The organism is Methanolobus bombayensis (genome assembly GCF_017873415.1).
Taxonomy (GTDB): domain Archaea; phylum Halobacteriota; class Methanosarcinia; order Methanosarcinales; family Methanosarcinaceae; genus Methanolobus; species Methanolobus bombayensis.
Window position 1 is genome coordinate 300,280 of the sequence record NZ_JAGGKD010000003.1, and the last position, 16,402, is coordinate 316,681.

A 16,402-nucleotide genomic window follows, 5' to 3' on the forward strand; every position below is an offset into this window, starting at 1 on the left:
CACCTTATCTGAGAGAACGAGGTGTCATAGCCTCACGGGTGAACATTATCGGGAATATATTGAGCACTGCCAGCAGATCACCCTCGCGTATCCTTCCGCTTTCCTGTCCCAGAACATAAGCGGAATTAATAACACGGTCACTATCAACAGGTTTTGCACCCCCTTTTGCACCCACCTTTATCAGAGAAACAACAGCATGATGTGAAAAAGTACATGGAAGTGCTACCATATCAGGATCCAGATGTATTTCTTTCACAGAAACTTTTTTGAATTCTCCTGCACGTATTTCCATATCCTCTTCTGAAATTACCATTTCCCATTTTGCACGTGTCGCAATAGTAAACTCATATGGTGCTGCCTTGACTTGTTTGGAATTCAATTCACCATTATCTCTGGAAACTACCTGAATCACTTCTTTCTTCATAAGCCCACCAAAAAAGAAACGTACTTAATGTTATATAAAAGTTAGCAATAACTGTCATGAATAATCATGAGGTATGTCTTTTTGAAATGATATTCAAAAGTATTCTAACTGTAAACCACCTAATCAAAAAGCCACTTGCGATTAATCTATTTTTTAAGTATCGTGCAACTCTTTTCCTTATGGCATTTAGTAGTCAGAATGCTCTGAGATTCTTTTATACCATCCATATTGCCCAACACCTGGAGAACATTTTCCTTAAGTGAATGAATATCAAATGTCCGCACTTTTAAAAGCAGGTCATAAGGCTCAAGCAATTCATATACCTCAAGCACATCATCAATCGTTTTCAGACGATTGATAATATTTATTCTTTTACTCTGCTCAATATTAACACCAATAAATGTTGTAACATTCAACCCAACCTCGTTAGTGTCCACCTTAACAGTAAACTCCTTTATAATTCCTGTTTCACGCATTTTCTCTATTCGCTTATGTACGGTCGATGTTGCCAGATCCAATGCTGTTGCTATCTCAGTACTGTGCATCCTGGAATTATTACATAAGTGTCCCAATATATCCAGATCTACTTCATCCATGATAATATAAATGTTATTTAATAATAATAAATATTTCTATTTGAACGGCAAGATGACAAAAATGTGTTAGATATTTCAAATAATATCATCGAACCATATTCATCATACCAGATAAAATAAAATGGAGAACAATAAGGCTTTTTATTATTGAAAACCTTATACAATGAAATCCGGTGAATACAACATGAAGGTAAATAATAACTGTGTAGGATGTGGCCAATGTGCTGCTTTTTGTAAATTTGAAGCCATTGTGATCAGGGGAAAGGCAAGTTTCACTTCCTCCTGCATAGATTGTAAGGTATGTGCCGAATACTGTCCGGTTAAAGCAATAGAGGCATAGGATGAAAGTAATTATTATTGGTTCCGGACTGGGCGGACTTTTGAGTGCGGCAAAGCTTTCAAAAGCAGGATATGAAGTAGAGATCTTTGAACGCCTCCCAATTATCGGAGGGAGATTCACTAATATTCTCTATCAGGGTTTTCAGTTGAGCACCGGTGCGCTTCACATGATACCGCACGGACCTGCAGGTCCACTTTCACAACTGCTGAAAGAAGTCGGCGCAGATGTAGATATCATTCGCAAAAAACCAGTTTCTGTCATCAGAATACCAAGAACTAAAAAAGACACAGATTACAAATTTGGCCATAAAGACCTTCTTTTTGAGGACTTTAAAGTTCCATTCTCAATTTTAAATCGCCTTAAACTCATATACTACATCGCAAGTACAAGGAAAAACCCTCCTACAGGACAATCTTTTGAGGAGTGGTGCAGAAAGCACATACCTCAAGACTGGACACACCGTATTTCTGATTCATTCTTTGGATGGGCCCTTAGTCTGAAAAGTGCAGATGTTCCTGTGGAAGAAGCTTTTGCCATTATTGAGAACCTATACCGTTTCGGAGGACCTGGAATCCCAATGGGAGGATGCAAAGGAGTTACCGATGCACTTGTAGATATCATTACAAACAATGGGGGAACCATACACACATCTTCAGAGGTTACAGGCTTCGAATTTAATAATGACAGGGTTACCGCAGTTATTGTAGATGGTAATGAACATGCTGCTGATATTGTTATCAGCGATATCGGACACCCAGCTACTGCAAACCTCATAAGACCCGAGACAGACATTAGTGGAATGGATGAATACACGCGCACATCAAAAAGTCTCAAGCCATCCGCAGGAATTAAGATCTGCCTTTCCTCCGACAAACCACTTATCGGACATGGTGGCGTCTTACTCACCCCTTATGCAAAAAGAGTGAACGGAATTAATGAAGTAACAAATGTTGACCCCTCTCTTGCACCGGTCGGAAAACACCTTACAATGGCACACCAATGTGTCCACTGGAACAATATTGATAATCTTGACAGGGAAATAGAACTGGGACTTGAAGACCTCAAGGACATATTCTCAGGAAAAAAATATGAAGTACTTCTGATACAATCATACTCAAACGACTGGCCTGTGAACAGATCACCTTCCGGAGCTGACCTTCAGAACAGAACTCCGATACCAAACCTTTATGTAGTAGGCGATGGAGCGAAAGGTAAAGGTGGCATCGAAGTTGAAGGAATTGCCCTGGGGGTAAAGAATTGTATGCAGGAAATTTTGATTCCGTAATCAATATAAAAATCATTGCCGGTAAAACTTATGTAATGGTTAAATTAAATCAAGGAACTAACAATGGATGAATTTGCCACATTCTGCCGTAATGTCTTCATACCTGTCACAAATATTTGCAGGAACAATTGCAGGTATTGCACCTTTAGGTGTGACCCGGAAGATCCAGATGCAAAACTGATGAAGATAGAAGAAATCCTGCCTATTCTGGAAGAAGGAAAAAAAGCAGGATGTACAGAAGTTCTTTTTACATTTGGGGAATATGCAGAAGAAGTTCCAAAGTATAAAGATTGGCTGGAAAAGCTTGGATATAGCAACAATGTTGACTACATATGTGAATTATGCAGAATAGCCATTAATACAGGTCTTTTGCCACATACCAATGCAGGTATATTGAACTATACGGAGCTTGAGAAGCTTAAACCTTTGAATGCAAGTATGGGATTAATGCTGGAGACAACAGCAGAATTAGCAGCGCATGAGGGGTCTCCCGGAAAAGTCCCTTCCAGGAGAATCAATACTATACGTTACGCAGGCGAATTAAATATCCCTTTTACAACTGGCCTGCTAATAGGTATTGGTGAAACATTGGATGACAGGATAAATTCTCTTCTGACCATTGCCGAACTGCATGAAGAGTACGGGCACATACAGGAAGTAATTATACAGAACTTTATTCCAAAACCAGATACTCCTATGGCAGATATGCCGATACCCACAGAAGAAGAAATGATGCAAGTGGTATTGATAGCCAGAGAGATACTTCCGAACGATGTGGCGATTCAGGTTGCACCGAACCTTATTGACCCATATCTTATGATACAGTGTGGTGCCAGTGACCTTGGTGGAATCTCACCAACCACAATTGACTGGATTAACCCGGAATCTGAATGGCCAGATGTGTCAGAACTAAAAAAGATGCTTCATGAAGTCGAACTTAAGGAAAGACTTCCAATTTATCCGCAGTACATTAAAAAAGGGTGGTACAGCGATAATCTGAAAGATCTTATAAAAGGTCTTGCAAATGAAGATGGGTATCGTGAAATATAATTTCCGATTGGGCACACATTTTAAATACAAAAGAAAAGTATCGGTGACAACTATGAATCCTATTATCCCAAATGAAATTGTTGAACGGGCCTATAAAGGTACAATCACAAAAGAAGATGCTCTTTTTCTTCTGGAGATACCGCCGTTCAAATTGTTCGAACTTGCAGACAGGTTACGTCAGGAAACCGTAGGTGATACTGTAACCTATGTAGTAAACCGCAATATCAATTTCACAAACAGATGTGTTGGAACCTGTGGTTTTTGTGCGTTCAGGGATAATTCAGGATACATTATGGATACACAGCAGATACTCAATAAAATAGGAGAAGCTGAGAGTATGGGAGCCACAGAGGTTTGCATTCAGGGCGGACTGCTGCCAGATGTGGACATTGATTTTTATACTGACATTATAAGATCAGTAAAGACAGAGTTCCCACACATACATACCCACGCATTTTCACCAATGGAAATTTACCATGCAGCAAAGAAGAGCAACATAACCGTTGATGAGGCACTTATGCGTCTTAAAAATGCAGGACTTGATACCATGCCCGGAACCGCTGCAGAGATACTTTCTGACAGAGTGAGGGACATAATCTGCCCGAGTAAGCTAAAGACCAATGAATGGGTGGATGTAATCACCAAGGCACACCAGACAGGTATCAACACTACCGCAACAATCATGTACGGACACGTGGAGACGATCGAGGAGCGTATCGACCATATAATGCTTATCAGGGATATTCAGAAAAAGACGGGCGGTTTCACGGAATTCGTTCCACTGACATTCATGCCCTATAACAATAAGATCGGCTGTGAAATGATAAAAGAAGGCAGGTATGCTACCCCGGGAATACAGGATCTTCAATTATATGCACTTGCACGCATAATTCTTAATACCCATATCACAAACATCCAGGCAAGCTGGGTCAAGCTGGGAAAGAAGCTGGCACAGGTAGCTCTCTTTTGTGGCGTTAATGACCTCGGTGGCACCCTTATGGAAGAGAAGATCTCGGCTTCTGCAGGTTCTACAAACGGCCAGTTCATGTCAGCACAGGAACTGGAATGGTTTATCAAGACATCCGGAAGGCGACCTTTACAGAGGAACACAACATATAATCCGATTCTCAATAACGATTCAGAACAAGTGGAGTTCAAGATCGCTTGAGTGTTCAAAGAACTGTAAAACTACAGACATTTCGGAAGAACCGTTTTGTGAGGAAACACAATGAAAGCATTGATACCTTATAAAAAGAAAAACGCCAAATCGAGGCTTTCACCTGCACTTACCCTGAAAGAGCGTGAGGAATTTGTAGAGCTTATGCTAAAGGACGTAGTCTCAAGTCTAAAGGAAGCCGGCATCAAAGAAATAGACATACTGACAACACCTGATAATGGCGTTCCAAAAGATCTGGATGTCAATATAATCCTCAGTGAACACGACCTTAATGAAGCAATAAATAGCTATCTTGAGCGGGAAATCAAACCAATATTCATTATAATGGCAGATCTTCCCCTTGTAAGAGCAAAACACGTGGAAGATATTATTTCAAGGACAGAGGATGTTGTGATCGTCCCCGGCAAAGGAGGAGGAACAAACGTCATTTTCGTAAAAGATCCTTCTAATTACCATGTCAAATACTATGGTTCCAGTTTCCTTAACCATTGCAATATAGCTAAAAGCAGGAACTGTTCTGTTTTCATATATGATTCATTCCTGTTGAGCACAGATATTGACGAACCACATGACCTGGTAGAGATAATGCTTCATGGCCGTGGTAATTCACAAAGATATGTGAATGAAAGGTTTGATATGAAAACAGGCAAGACCAGAGCAAAGATAAATGCTACAGGCAATGCATAAACCACATATATTCCTTATTCCATATTGGTTTCCCTGATTACTAGTATTCTGATAAAGATTTAGAAAGATATATTTCCATTTAAATTATTAATGACAAATCATACAAATTTATAGGTGATAATGGTGACCATCAACGTAAATAAATTCAAATGCGGATACTGCGGTGCATGTGTAAGTGTGTGTCCTGTTGGCGCACTTGAGTTGGTCGAAACCTGGATAGAAGTAAATGATCTATGTACTTCTTGCGGCATCTGTTCCAAAATATGCCCTGTCGGAGCCATTGAGGTGAAAAAGTGAAAAATGAATATGATGTTGTGGTTATAGGCGCCGGTCCGGCAGGATCCATCACTGCTAAAACAGCAGCTGAAAAGGGCCTCAGTGTCTTATTGATTGAGAAACGACAGGAGATTGGTGACCCGGTAAGGTGTGCTGAAGGAGTAAGTAAGGTATGGCTCAGAAAGCACATAGAACCAGATCATCGCTGGATATGCTCAGATGTAAAAGGATCGCGTATCTACACTCCTGACGGAACAATGATAGAAATGGCAGAAGAAATTGCAGGCGGGGAAGTAGGATATGTTCTTGAACGTAAGATCTTTGACAGAGCTCTTGCTTACGAAGCTTCAAAAGTCGGTGCAGAAGTAATGGTTAAGACAAGAGCTACCGGACTTATCATTGAAAATGGATTTATCAAAGGTGTTAAAGTATCCCATCTTGGAGAATCATACGATATTAAAGCTAGAATTGTAGTGGGTGCTGACGGAGTGGAATCAAAGGTCGGCAGATGGGCAGGAATCGATACGTCCCTTAAACCAGTAGACATTGAAACCTGTGCTCAGTACCTTATGAGTGGTACAGGCATTGACCAGGACTATTGCTATTTCTATCTGGGTAATGAAGTTGCTCCTGCAGGTTATATATGGATATTCCCTAAAGGAAATGACATGGCTAATGTTGGCATAGGAATCCTGGGAAATAAATCAGGTAATGGAAAACATGCAATTGACTACCTCAATGATTTTGTAAAAGATAAATACCCGGATGCAAAAATACTGGAAGTAGATATTGGTGGAGTTCCTGTAAGCGGGAGTATCGATAGAACCATTGCTGACGGATTAATGCTGGTAGGAGATTCAGCCAGACAATCCGACCCTATCACAGGTGGTGGAATCATCAATGCAATGGAAGCCGGAAAGATTGCCGGAGAAGTTGCATACAACGCTATATCCAAGGGTGATGTCTCAACAAAAGCACTTAATGAGTATGAAGAGAAATGGCGGGAAACCATTGGTCGTGAGATCAATAACAGCCTGATAGTCAAGGATACATTCACCAAATTTACAGATAGAGAACTTAACTCACTTGGACATTCACTTGAAGGAGTGAATTTCTCAAGTATGAGTCTGCTGGACTTGCTTTATGCGCTTTTCAAAGCAAACAAGAAACTCCTATGGGATTTAAGAGTTCTTTTCAAGACTGTGGTCAAATATGAACTTGATTTTGAAAAATAAAGTGATAATATAATCACTTTATCGCATTTCTTTTTTATTTGATTTTCATAATATGTTTTACCTTCTCCAGAACTCAGGGGTCAGCATTACTATAACAGTGAAAACCTCGAGCCTGCCTATCCACATATTTGCAATAAGCAATATTTTCCCAACAAGAGGTAAAACATCAAAATTTGCCATTGGACCTACAAGACCGAAACCCGGACCAATGTTACCCAGTGTTGCAATTGATGCTGTGACAGAACTTATAATATCCATACCCATAAGAGAAAGAAGGCCTGTTGACACTGCAAATATCATAAAGTAGATCACTACAAAAGAAACAATTGCCTGCATAACATCGTCAGGAACTGTTTTGTTGTTGTGCTTGATGGGCTGCACTGCACGTGGATGTATAGATTTGAAAAGAGCACGTTTTGCATATTTGAGAAGAAGAAGGAACCTCACAACTTTAATACCACCGGAAGTTGAACCGGCGCATCCACCTATGAACATTACTGCAAGTAATACGATCTTTGCAGAATCAACCCATAAATTGAAATCCACCGTTGCAAAACCTGTTGTTGTCATGATTGAAATTACCTGAAATACCGCATATCTGAATGATGATGATATGGTCTCATCCATATAATTCCAGAGACTGAATGTGAGTATTGAGGTTGCAATGATTATGACAACAGCATAGAATTTGAACTCATCATCCTTTACAAGACTTTTCCTGTCAGTATATAGCGTGCGGTAGTGGAGAGCAAAGTTAGCCCCGGCAATGAACATGAAAAGAGTTATGATACCTTCAATAAGAGGATTATTGAATGAAGCAATACTCTGAGCATAAGGGGAAAAACCACCACAAGCCATTGTGGTAAAAGTATGTGTTATTGCATCATATACAGACATACCTGCAAGCAAAAGAGCAACAACCTCAATCAAAGAAATAGAACAATAAACCATCCAAAGGATTTTTGCTGTTTCCCTTATCCTCGGTTTGATCTTGTCTTCTGTTGGACCGGGAGCTTCTGCCCTGAACAACTGCCTTCCTGCAACCCCAAGTTTAGGGAGAATTGCAATGAAAAGCATTATGATACCCATACCTCCCAGCCATTGTGTCATGCTGCGCCAGAAAAGTATACTGCGTGAATGGGCTTCGATATCCAGAAGAACAGTAGCTCCGGTGGTTGTAAAACCGGACATTGATTCAAAAAGTGAATTTACAGGGCTTATGCCATCCAGCATGTAAGGAATCGAACCGAAGACAGCAGCTGAAAGCCATCCCAGCGCAACTATGGCAAAACCTTCTCTTGCTTTCCATTCATCAGGAGAATTATAACGTTTGGAGAGAAAAATACCAGTTAAGCCCGTAATTGTCACCGCAATAAGGAAAGGATAAAGCGAGTCACCATAATAAATAGCCACTATCAAAGGAACAAGCATTATAGCGCCCAGAAACCTTAGAAGAGCACCTAAAACGTTCAATATGACCCCATATTTCAAGAAAACATCTCCCCAGGAACTACTTGAACAGCTTTTCAACTTCAGAATTTGCAGACTGGAGACTGAATACCACTACACGATCTCCTTCCTCTATCACATACTCACCACGAGGAACCACCGTGTTGCCTTTATGAACAACCATACTTATAATAGCACCTGGTGGGAACTTTACATTTTTCAGAGGTTTGCCAACGATCTTTGACTTCTTGGAAGTTGTGTATTCCACGATTTCTGCTTTTTCGCCTTCAATAGTTGTTATGGACTCTATTCCCTGTCCAAATGTAAGTTTAAGGACTTCATTAACAGTTGCCTGCCTTGGACTTACAGCACTGTCTACACCAACCATCTCAAATAATGATACATAATCTGAGCGATCCGATCTGGCAATCACTTTTTTCACGCCAAGTTGTTTCGCAAGCAGAGAGCATAGTAGATTCTTCTCATCACTATTTGTCACGGATATGACAACATCCATATCTGAAATGTCTTCCTCCTTCAGAAGATTGATATCTGTTCCATCACCATTAAGGACAAGCACACCAGGCAGTTCATCTGCGATAACAAGAGACCTTTCTTTATCTGATTCAATCAGCTTAAGATCAAATTCACTCTTAGCAACCTGTTTTGCAAGATAGAAACCAACGATTCCTCCGCCAATGATAAGCACTTTACTTCTTTTACCTGTCTTTTCCCCGAAAAGATCACGGACTTCTTTCATGGATGCAGGTTTTCCAATAACAACTATATGATCGTTGTTTTCTATTATATCCTCCCCATGAGGGATGATGACTTCCGTGTCCCTGAAAAGAGCGCTTACAATACAACAATTAGCAAGGTTGAGATCCTGCATTTGCTTTCCTACAAGATTATGGTCCACAGGAACTACAAATTCCATCATTTCAACTTTACCATCTGCAAAAAGCTCTGCACCAATGGCAGAAGGAATAGCAAGTATCTGCGCAACTTCCGATGCAAGAGCCAGTTCAGGACATATCATCAGATCAATGCCTATTTGCGGTCTTTTTGCAACCGGCTGGTCGATATAATCAGGGTTGCTTACTCTTGCAACGGTTTTTAATTTATTTTTGTCATTTACCGTGAGCTTTGAAGCCATGCAGGCAACTATGTTAACTTCATCTGAACCGGTAACAGCTACCAGAAGACCAGCATCTTCCAGTGTTTCATGAAGAAGGGAAACATTAGCTCCATTACCATGTATTACATGAACATCAAGTTCATCTGCACGAGCGCATGCTTCCTCATTTTGATCGACAATAACAATGTCATTTGTCTGGTAAAGAGCCTTAGCAATGTGATAACCTACCTCACCAGCACCAATTATTACGATTTTCATAATAATACCTTCAAAAGGTCATAACTGAGATATTCGTTGATACGAAAAACAAAACCGCATAATATGCTTATTGCTTTTTAAACCTTACCATACAACTGGTAAGACAGTATAAATAATTGGCCTGAAAAAGAGAGTAAAAAATTATTAAAAAATGAAAAGACGCTATGCGCCCGCTTCAAAAGCACCTTTTACTTTTTCAAAGATACCTTTTCCACCTTTATTGGCTTTCATATCGGGCCCGCCATCAAGTTCCTGGAGCTTTTTGAAAAGCTCTTTTTGCTCATTTGAAAGTTTTGTTGGCGTTCTTACAATAATCTTCACAAGCTGATCACCATTTGAATGGCCATGAAGATGTGGCATACCCTTACCCTTAAGACGCAGTATGGAGTGAGTCTGCGTACCAGGCTTGATATTCATTTTCACTTTACCATGGAGTGTTGGTACCATTACATCCCCACCAAGTGCAGCAGTAGCAAAAGATATTACCTGTTCATAAACAATATCATCACCCATACGCTGGAACTTATCATGTGGTTCTACGTGGATTACCACATAGAGATCACCGGATGGCGCTCCGGGACTACCTTCTTCTCCTTCTCCTCTGACCTTCAGACGAAGTCCGTTGTCAGCACCCTTTGGAACTTTAACAGAGATCTTGCGGACCTTTTTCATCTTACCTGTGCCTTTACAGGCAGGACATGGGTCATCTATAATCTCACCACGTCCATGACATGCATTACATGGACTTGTTGACATAAAAGTACCAAAAGGAGTTTTACGACCCTGTGTTACCTGACCCGAACCATGACATGTAGGACATGTTTTCGGACTCGTGCCTGCCTTAGCGCCGGTACCGTTACAGGACTCACAATTTTCCGCCCTTGGAACGTTGATCTTTGTATCCACACCTTCTGCTGCCTGTTCAAGTGTGATACCCAGATCATAGCGCAGATCAGAACCTCTCATAGGTCCCTGTCTTCTCTGACCTCCGCCAAAGCCACCGAAACCTCCAAAACCACCGAAGCCGCCACCTCCGAATATACTTCCAAGTATGTCGCCAAGATCTGCGAAGTCTCCGAAGTCTGCATTTCTGAAAATATCCTCCTGACTGTAACGGCCATCAATACCTGCATGACCGAACCTGTCATACTGTTCTCTCTTCTCTGCATCGGAAAGTACAGCATAGGCTTCGGATATTTCCTTGAACTTCTCTTCAGCATCTTCTTCCTTGTTCTTATCCGGATGATATTTCAGAGCAAGCTTCCTATAAGCTTTCTTGATCTCGGACTCAGTGGCATCCTTGGATATACCTAATATTTCGTAATAATCGCGTGTGGTGGACATGGATGATTCCTATGATATTATGTGATTTTTATTATTTTAAAATTAAAGGTAGTAAGATACTTCCAGATTAAAGTATCTTACCCGGGTTATCCATGTGTGTTTACTTATCGTCGTCAACTACTTCATAATCTGCGTCGACGATGGTCTCATCATCAGACTCTGAAGAGCTTTCAGTCTCATCTGTGGCAGATGCTGCAGCTGCAGCTTCTTCCTGTGCCTTCTGATACATTGCGGAAGATACATCATAGACAGCAGTCTGAAGTTCCTCGGTCTTTGCCTTGATATCTTCAATATCATCACCTTCAAGAGCAGTCTTCAGGTCAGCAATTGCAGCTTCTATCTTTGACTTCTGCTCATCGGTTGCGACATCTCCGGCTTCTTCAAGTGTCTTCTCAGCAGCATTCACAAGAGATTCAGCTGTGTTCTTGACCTCGACCTCTTCCTTACGCTTCTTGTCCTCTTCAGCATGCATCTCTGCATCCTTGACCATCTGATCGATCTCTTCATCTGTAAGACCACCTGGTTTCTGGATGGATATGGACTGCTCCTTACCAGTTCCCTTATCCGTTGCAGTGACATGGAGGATACCATTAGCATCGATATCGAATACAACTTCGATCTGCGGGATACCTCTTGGAGCTGGTGGTATACCGTCGAGTGTGAACTTACCCAGAGACTTATTACCTGAAGCAACACCCCTCTCACCCTGAAGTACATGAATCTCCACAGATGGCTGGTTGTCAGCTGCTGTTGAAAATACCTGGCTCTTCTTGGTAGGAATGGTTGTGTTCCTTTCAATAAGAGGTGTTGATACTCCTCCAAGGGTCTCGATTCCAAGAGTCAGTGGAGTGACATCAAGCAGAAGTACATCGTGAACCTCGCCACCAAGTACACCGGCCTGTATTGCTGCACCGATAGCTACAGCCTCATCAGGGTTGATGTTCTTGTATGGATCCTTGGATGTTGCCTTCTTTACAAGCTGAGCTACTGCAGGCATCCTTGTGGAACCTCCTACAAGAAGCACCCGGTCTATATCTGATGCTGATACCTTTGCATCTTTCATTGCCTGGTTGACAGCCACAAGGGTCTTGTCAAGCAGGTCAGCAGTCATCTTCTCAAACTGTGCCCTTGTAAGGTCAATATCAATGTGCTTTGGCTGACCGTTTGCGTCTGCAGTGATAAACGGAAGGTTGACGTTGGTGGATGTTACACCTGAAAGCTCAATCTTTGCCTTCTCTGCTGCATCCTTTAGACGCTGGAGCGCTGCCTTGTCTTTGGAAAGGTCAATACCTTCGTTCTTCTTGAAGTCCTCAACAAGGAAATCAACTATCTTCTGATCAAAGTCATCTCCACCAAGGTGAGTATCTCCGGCGGTTGAAAGAACCTCGAATACTCCTCCACCAAGCTCAAGGATAGATACATCAAAAGTACCTCCTCCAAGGTCGTAAATGAGTATTTTGTGGTCTTCCTCATCCTTGTCAAGACCGTATGCAAGTGATGCTGCGGTTGGCTCATTTATAATTCTCATTACCTCAAGACCTGCAATGGTACCAGCATCCTTTGTAGCCTGCCTCTGTGAGTCATTAAAGTATGCAGGTACTGTGATTACAGCCTGAGTAATTGTTTCGCCAAGGTATGATTCAGCATCTTCCTTCAGCTTACGAAGAATCATTGCGGAAACTTCCTGTGGTGAGTATTCCTTGCCACTAAGTGTTACTTTATAATCACCCTCACCAATATGTCTTTTAATTGAACTGACACTGTTCTCGGAGTTGGTGATCAGCTGTCTCTTTGCAACCTGACCTACCAGTTTCTCACCCTTCTTAGAGAAACCTACAACTGAAGGAGTGGTTCTTCCTCCCTCTGCGTTAGGGACAATAGTAGGTTCTCCACCTTCGATCACAGCCATACAGGAGTTTGTAGTTCCCAGGTCAATTCCCAATATTTTTCCCATATTAATTACCTCTTTTATGAATTAATTGTAATATATCGTTAATAATTGTGTTTTCTTTATACTTATAGTAGATATAACTCAGAATAAACATAACACGATAGTTATTTTTCTAGTTATTCTTCCGGTTTCTTCGAAACTGTCACCATTGCAGGCCTGATAACTTTAGTATGCAGGCAATAACCCGGCTTACAGACATCTACAACAGTGTTTTCATCATGATCAGGATGCTCCACATGCATCATTGCTTCATGGAGATGCGGATCAAATTCAGCACCATGACATTCGATCTTTTCAAGACCTTCTTTCTCAAGTATTCCGGTAAACTGTTTGAAAACCATCTCAACACCGGTAATCACTGCATCGATGTCATCGGTCTGCTTTGCAGATTCCAGCGCACGTTCGAAATTGTCATAGACCTCAAGGAGTTCTATGATTATCTGCTCAACTGCAAATTTACGATATTCTTCTTTTTCACGGACACTTCTTTTCCTGAAATTATCGAATTCAGCAGTCAAGCGCAATAATTTTTCCCGAAGCTGTGCGGCCTCCTCCTCAGCAGAAGGTTCTTCTACTTTACCTTCCTCTACAGGTTTCGACTCTAAATCTTCACATTTCTCTGGTCCATCAGCCATTCTCAATATCTCCGCATATTCTGTGCGCGGTAATGTCTAATTGAACTAGTGATTGTTTGAGGTTCTATAAATACTTTTTGTATATTCCTTTTATTTAGGAGAAATGAAATGAACAAAAGAGAAAATAAATGCATATTTTAAACGCATAGTTAAGAAAAACATTATACTTAAAATGTACTGCTGAACTTATGTTGCAGAACACGTATCAAAAACATACTGGCTACCATGCATATCGCAAGAGCCGACACAACCTGATTAAGTCCTATCTCAGTAATACCACTATCAATAGCAAACCTGACACCACTGAAAAAAGCAGTTACTGAAAAAGTAGCAACCAAGCTAATAATGGCTCCTCCTGCAAGAGAACCTATGTAGTCTGCACCTCGTGATTCGAAATAAACCGAACCTACAATAAAAATAACTGCAAAGATAAGAAGTATTGCAAACATTGGAACATCAAGACCATTTGTTGCCATGCTCATTAGCCCAAATGCCACTCCTATCATGAAAACTGCCATGGTAGTAGAAACAACAAGTGCCTGCACAAATGGGTTTTCAGTATTTACATCCATATTCATCCCAGTCCTCTATCAGCAATCATAGTATATAGATATTGTTAATATATTGATGGCGAGTATATATTATTGAATACAACACAGGCATACAAAATATCATTGCTCATAAGTTTGCAACGTTAAGATCATCTACACAATAATGTTCTGCCTATAGATCTATTATCGGCTGTGACCTCAAAAGATAGTACTCGAACAATTCCCTTCCCCAGTTCAATGCAGCATCATTACAGAATACAAGGTCTTTACGGTCATAGTTCCCACTTCTGTCAAAAAGACACATCATCAGGAACTGATCAGCTATAAAGAGAGATGCCAGTTTCAGGTCCTCTGGATATTCGAAAAGTTTTCCTCTCTTACTACCAAGGAAGACCTCCAACTCATTCTGATAGTCCTGTATATGTTTTTTCAGAGCAGTTTTGGACATTATGATCGAAACATCGATACCGTTTTCGACCAGATCCAATAGAAACGAAGGGAAAGCCGGATGAAGAAAAGAGGTTGCTCCCATTATATAACTCGATCCAAGTGCATTTTCGACCAGTTCCCGATTAAGCTCGAACATATCATTCAGGTCAGGCTCCAATACATGGCAACTATGTAACTCCCTTATCCTTTTGAGAAGATGAAGAGGAACGGGGCTTATGTCATGTTCTGTCCAATATTGATGATTATCCTCAAGAACAGATATTGTGCCCATCAGGGGTACCATATCCTCTACAATAATTTCACCAATCTCAGTAAGTCTGCAGATATCTCTGGTCTTGACCACAAAACCATTTTCGACTAATATCTTTATCTGAGGTAGTATAGCATGACGGGTGACATCAAGATCCTCAAGGATCTCATCCATTTTACGCGGACCATTTTTAAGGAGCAACAATAGATTCTTTCTTTTTTCAGACATGAAGATAACATCTATCAGTGAACGTCGCATAAAATGGTCCCCCTTATTGCTAATTATAAGTTACGCATTTAGCCAGTATAAACTTATTCCACCGGAAACCATCAAGAGTTAAAAAATATAAGGAATATTTTAGAAGAGTTGGTAAAAATAATATAAATAATTCATTAATAAAAATAAACTTACACATAGAAAAAAAATAATCTGTTCAAACCAGGTCAGCACTGGTAATCCTGCCACATCGTGGGCAATAATAGACAACATTCATACCAAGTTTCTGTTTTTTCAATATATTCCTGCAACGTATACAGGACCTTCGTGACCCAATTTCCATTTTTAACCCTCATTAGCACAATAATGTGCATCCTCATATAACATCATTGATTCCATTCTTGCTGTGTTTTCTTTTGTCCAGTAGCCACATGACCTGCATACAAGTATTCCTTTTAAAACATTATGGAATTCCCCATGACATTCCGGACATTGTTTTAATGAACCCATCCTTGATACTCCGTTGTTTATATGTTAATTCTGCCTCGCCATTAAACATGTGTAAAAAAGACAGGATAGAACAGACCTATCCTGTCCTTTTATTGCCTGCTTCTTTTCATACTACAAAAGAACGCAGATTCCCCTATTTTATGTCCTGCTCTTCTTATTCAGCGACCATAGCCACATTCATGTCTGGCACCGCCTCAAAGAACTGTGACACTTCACTTAACCCCCACAATGGCTGAAGAACTCCCCTTCCCCAACCCGCGACTTTCATGACCGGACCCGCCCTGTCCGATCATCATCCTACAATTAGGATTCTTCGTATATAAGGCAATTTAGATTTAAATTATGAGTTCTTAAGAAATTATAACGGCGTTATAATTTCAGTTAAAAGCAAATGTCCACATTGAAAACTCCGAAAACGACAAAATAAAAAAAAGACTCTGTAGAAAACTAAAAGAAACAAAATTCACGATTTTAGTGTAATAACATTGACAAACATGTCAATGTTGTGCTTATTATCAAAACCAGAAATCCTACAGAGGCAAAAATTGATATATTGTTAAGCATGAAGAGTGAACCATTG

At 40.6% G+C, this 16,402-nt stretch carries 18 protein-coding genes; 7 read left to right on the forward strand and 11 right to left on the reverse strand.

Going from position 1 to position 16,402, the window contains the following annotated elements; all coding sequences use genetic code 11:
• Window positions 1-4: 4 nt before the first annotated feature.
• Both J2746_RS05495 and J2746_RS05500 read right to left on the reverse strand, forming a co-directional pair.
• The gene (locus J2746_RS05495; RefSeq protein WP_209617437.1) at window positions 5-424 is read right to left on the reverse strand and encodes a DUF22 domain-containing protein; all 420 of its coding nucleotides are present in this window, start codon (window positions 422-424) and stop codon (window positions 5-7) included.
• 146 nt (window positions 425-570) lie between these two features.
• Window positions 571-1,020: an Lrp/AsnC family transcriptional regulator gene (locus tag J2746_RS05500; protein ID WP_209617440.1), complete on the reverse strand. Its 450-nt coding sequence runs from the start codon at window positions 1,018-1,020 to the stop codon at window positions 571-573.
• Between the two features lie 184 nt (window positions 1,021-1,204).
• Here J2746_RS05500 and J2746_RS05505 point away from each other — a divergent pair, with 184 nt between their 5' ends.
• The 7 genes from J2746_RS05505 (at window position 1,205) to J2746_RS05535 (ending at window position 7,070) form a co-directional block, all read left to right on the forward strand.
• Window positions 1,205-1,360: a 4Fe-4S binding protein gene (locus J2746_RS05505; protein ID WP_209617442.1), complete on the forward strand. Its 156-nt coding sequence runs from the start codon at window positions 1,205-1,207 to the stop codon at window positions 1,358-1,360.
• 1 nt (window position 1,361) lies between these two features.
• Window positions 1,362-2,645, forward strand: a complete 1,284-nt coding sequence (locus tag J2746_RS05510) for a phytoene desaturase family protein (protein ID WP_209617446.1) — start codon at window positions 1,362-1,364, stop codon at window positions 2,643-2,645.
• 63 nt (window positions 2,646-2,708) lie between these two features.
• Complete coding sequence (gene cofG / locus J2746_RS05515) at window positions 2,709-3,695, forward strand: 7,8-didemethyl-8-hydroxy-5-deazariboflavin synthase subunit CofG (protein WP_209617448.1); 987 nt, start codon at window positions 2,709-2,711, stop codon at window positions 3,693-3,695.
• Window positions 3,696-3,747: 52 nt separating this feature from the next.
• On the forward strand, window positions 3,748-4,863 hold the full coding sequence (cofH, locus tag J2746_RS05520; RefSeq protein ID WP_209617450.1) for a 5-amino-6-(D-ribitylamino)uracil--L-tyrosine 4-hydroxyphenyl transferase CofH: 1,116 nt from the start codon (window positions 3,748-3,750) through the stop codon (window positions 4,861-4,863).
• A 60-nt stretch (window positions 4,864-4,923) separates the two neighbouring features.
• Window positions 4,924-5,559 (forward strand): 2-phospho-L-lactate guanylyltransferase, encoded by a 636-nt coding sequence (cofC, locus tag J2746_RS05525; RefSeq protein WP_209617452.1) that lies wholly within the window; start codon window positions 4,924-4,926, stop codon window positions 5,557-5,559.
• Between the two features lie 120 nt (window positions 5,560-5,679).
• Entirely contained in the window at window positions 5,680-5,856 is a 177-nt protein-coding gene (locus J2746_RS05530; protein WP_245249998.1) for a 4Fe-4S binding protein, read from the forward strand.
• Window positions 5,853-7,070 carry an NAD(P)/FAD-dependent oxidoreductase gene (locus J2746_RS05535; RefSeq protein WP_209617454.1) on the forward strand — a complete coding sequence of 406 codons (1,218 nt, stop codon included), beginning with the start codon at window positions 5,853-5,855 and terminating at the stop codon, window positions 7,068-7,070. Before J2746_RS05530 ends, J2746_RS05535 begins: the two co-directional genes overlap by 4 nt.
• Window positions 7,071-7,127: 57 nt before the next feature.
• Here J2746_RS05535 and J2746_RS05540 read toward each other — a convergent pair whose 3' ends face one another.
• From J2746_RS05540 to J2746_RS05580, 9 genes are all read right to left on the reverse strand, one after another.
• Window positions 7,128-8,561 (reverse strand): TrkH family potassium uptake protein, encoded by a 1,434-nt coding sequence (locus tag J2746_RS05540; protein WP_209617455.1) that lies wholly within the window; start codon window positions 8,559-8,561, stop codon window positions 7,128-7,130.
• A gap of 19 nt (window positions 8,562-8,580) precedes the next feature.
• Window positions 8,581-9,915, reverse strand: coding sequence for a Trk system potassium transporter TrkA (gene trkA / locus J2746_RS05545; RefSeq protein ID WP_209617458.1), 1,335 nt, complete (start codon window positions 9,913-9,915; stop codon window positions 8,581-8,583).
• 162 nt (window positions 9,916-10,077) lie between these two features.
• Window positions 10,078-11,259 carry a molecular chaperone DnaJ gene (dnaJ, locus tag J2746_RS05550; protein ID WP_209617460.1) on the reverse strand — a complete coding sequence of 394 codons (1,182 nt, stop codon included), beginning with the start codon at window positions 11,257-11,259 and terminating at the stop codon, window positions 10,078-10,080.
• Window positions 11,260-11,359: 100 nt separating this feature from the next.
• A complete protein-coding gene (gene dnaK, locus J2746_RS05555) occupies window positions 11,360-13,213 on the reverse strand; it encodes a molecular chaperone DnaK (RefSeq protein ID WP_209617463.1) in 1,854 nt (617 codons plus the stop codon).
• Between the two features lie 113 nt (window positions 13,214-13,326).
• Entirely contained in the window at window positions 13,327-13,845 is a 519-nt protein-coding gene (gene grpE, locus J2746_RS05560; protein ID WP_209617466.1) for a nucleotide exchange factor GrpE, read from the reverse strand.
• Between the two features lie 167 nt (window positions 13,846-14,012).
• A complete protein-coding gene (locus J2746_RS05565; protein ID WP_209617469.1) occupies window positions 14,013-14,423 on the reverse strand; it encodes a heat-shock protein in 411 nt (136 codons plus the stop codon).
• Window positions 14,424-14,568: 145 nt separating this feature from the next.
• Window positions 14,569-15,354, reverse strand: a complete 786-nt coding sequence (locus tag J2746_RS05570) for a helix-turn-helix transcriptional regulator (protein ID WP_209617471.1) — start codon at window positions 15,352-15,354, stop codon at window positions 14,569-14,571.
• A gap of 175 nt (window positions 15,355-15,529) precedes the next feature.
• Complete coding sequence (locus J2746_RS05575) at window positions 15,530-15,655, reverse strand: zinc finger domain-containing protein (RefSeq protein ID WP_209617473.1); 126 nt, start codon at window positions 15,653-15,655, stop codon at window positions 15,530-15,532.
• A 2-nt stretch (window positions 15,656-15,657) separates the two neighbouring features.
• Entirely contained in the window at window positions 15,658-15,822 is a 165-nt protein-coding gene (locus J2746_RS05580; RefSeq protein ID WP_209617475.1) for a vitamin B12-dependent ribonucleotide reductase, read from the reverse strand.
• Between the last annotated feature and the right edge of the window lie 580 nt (window positions 15,823-16,402).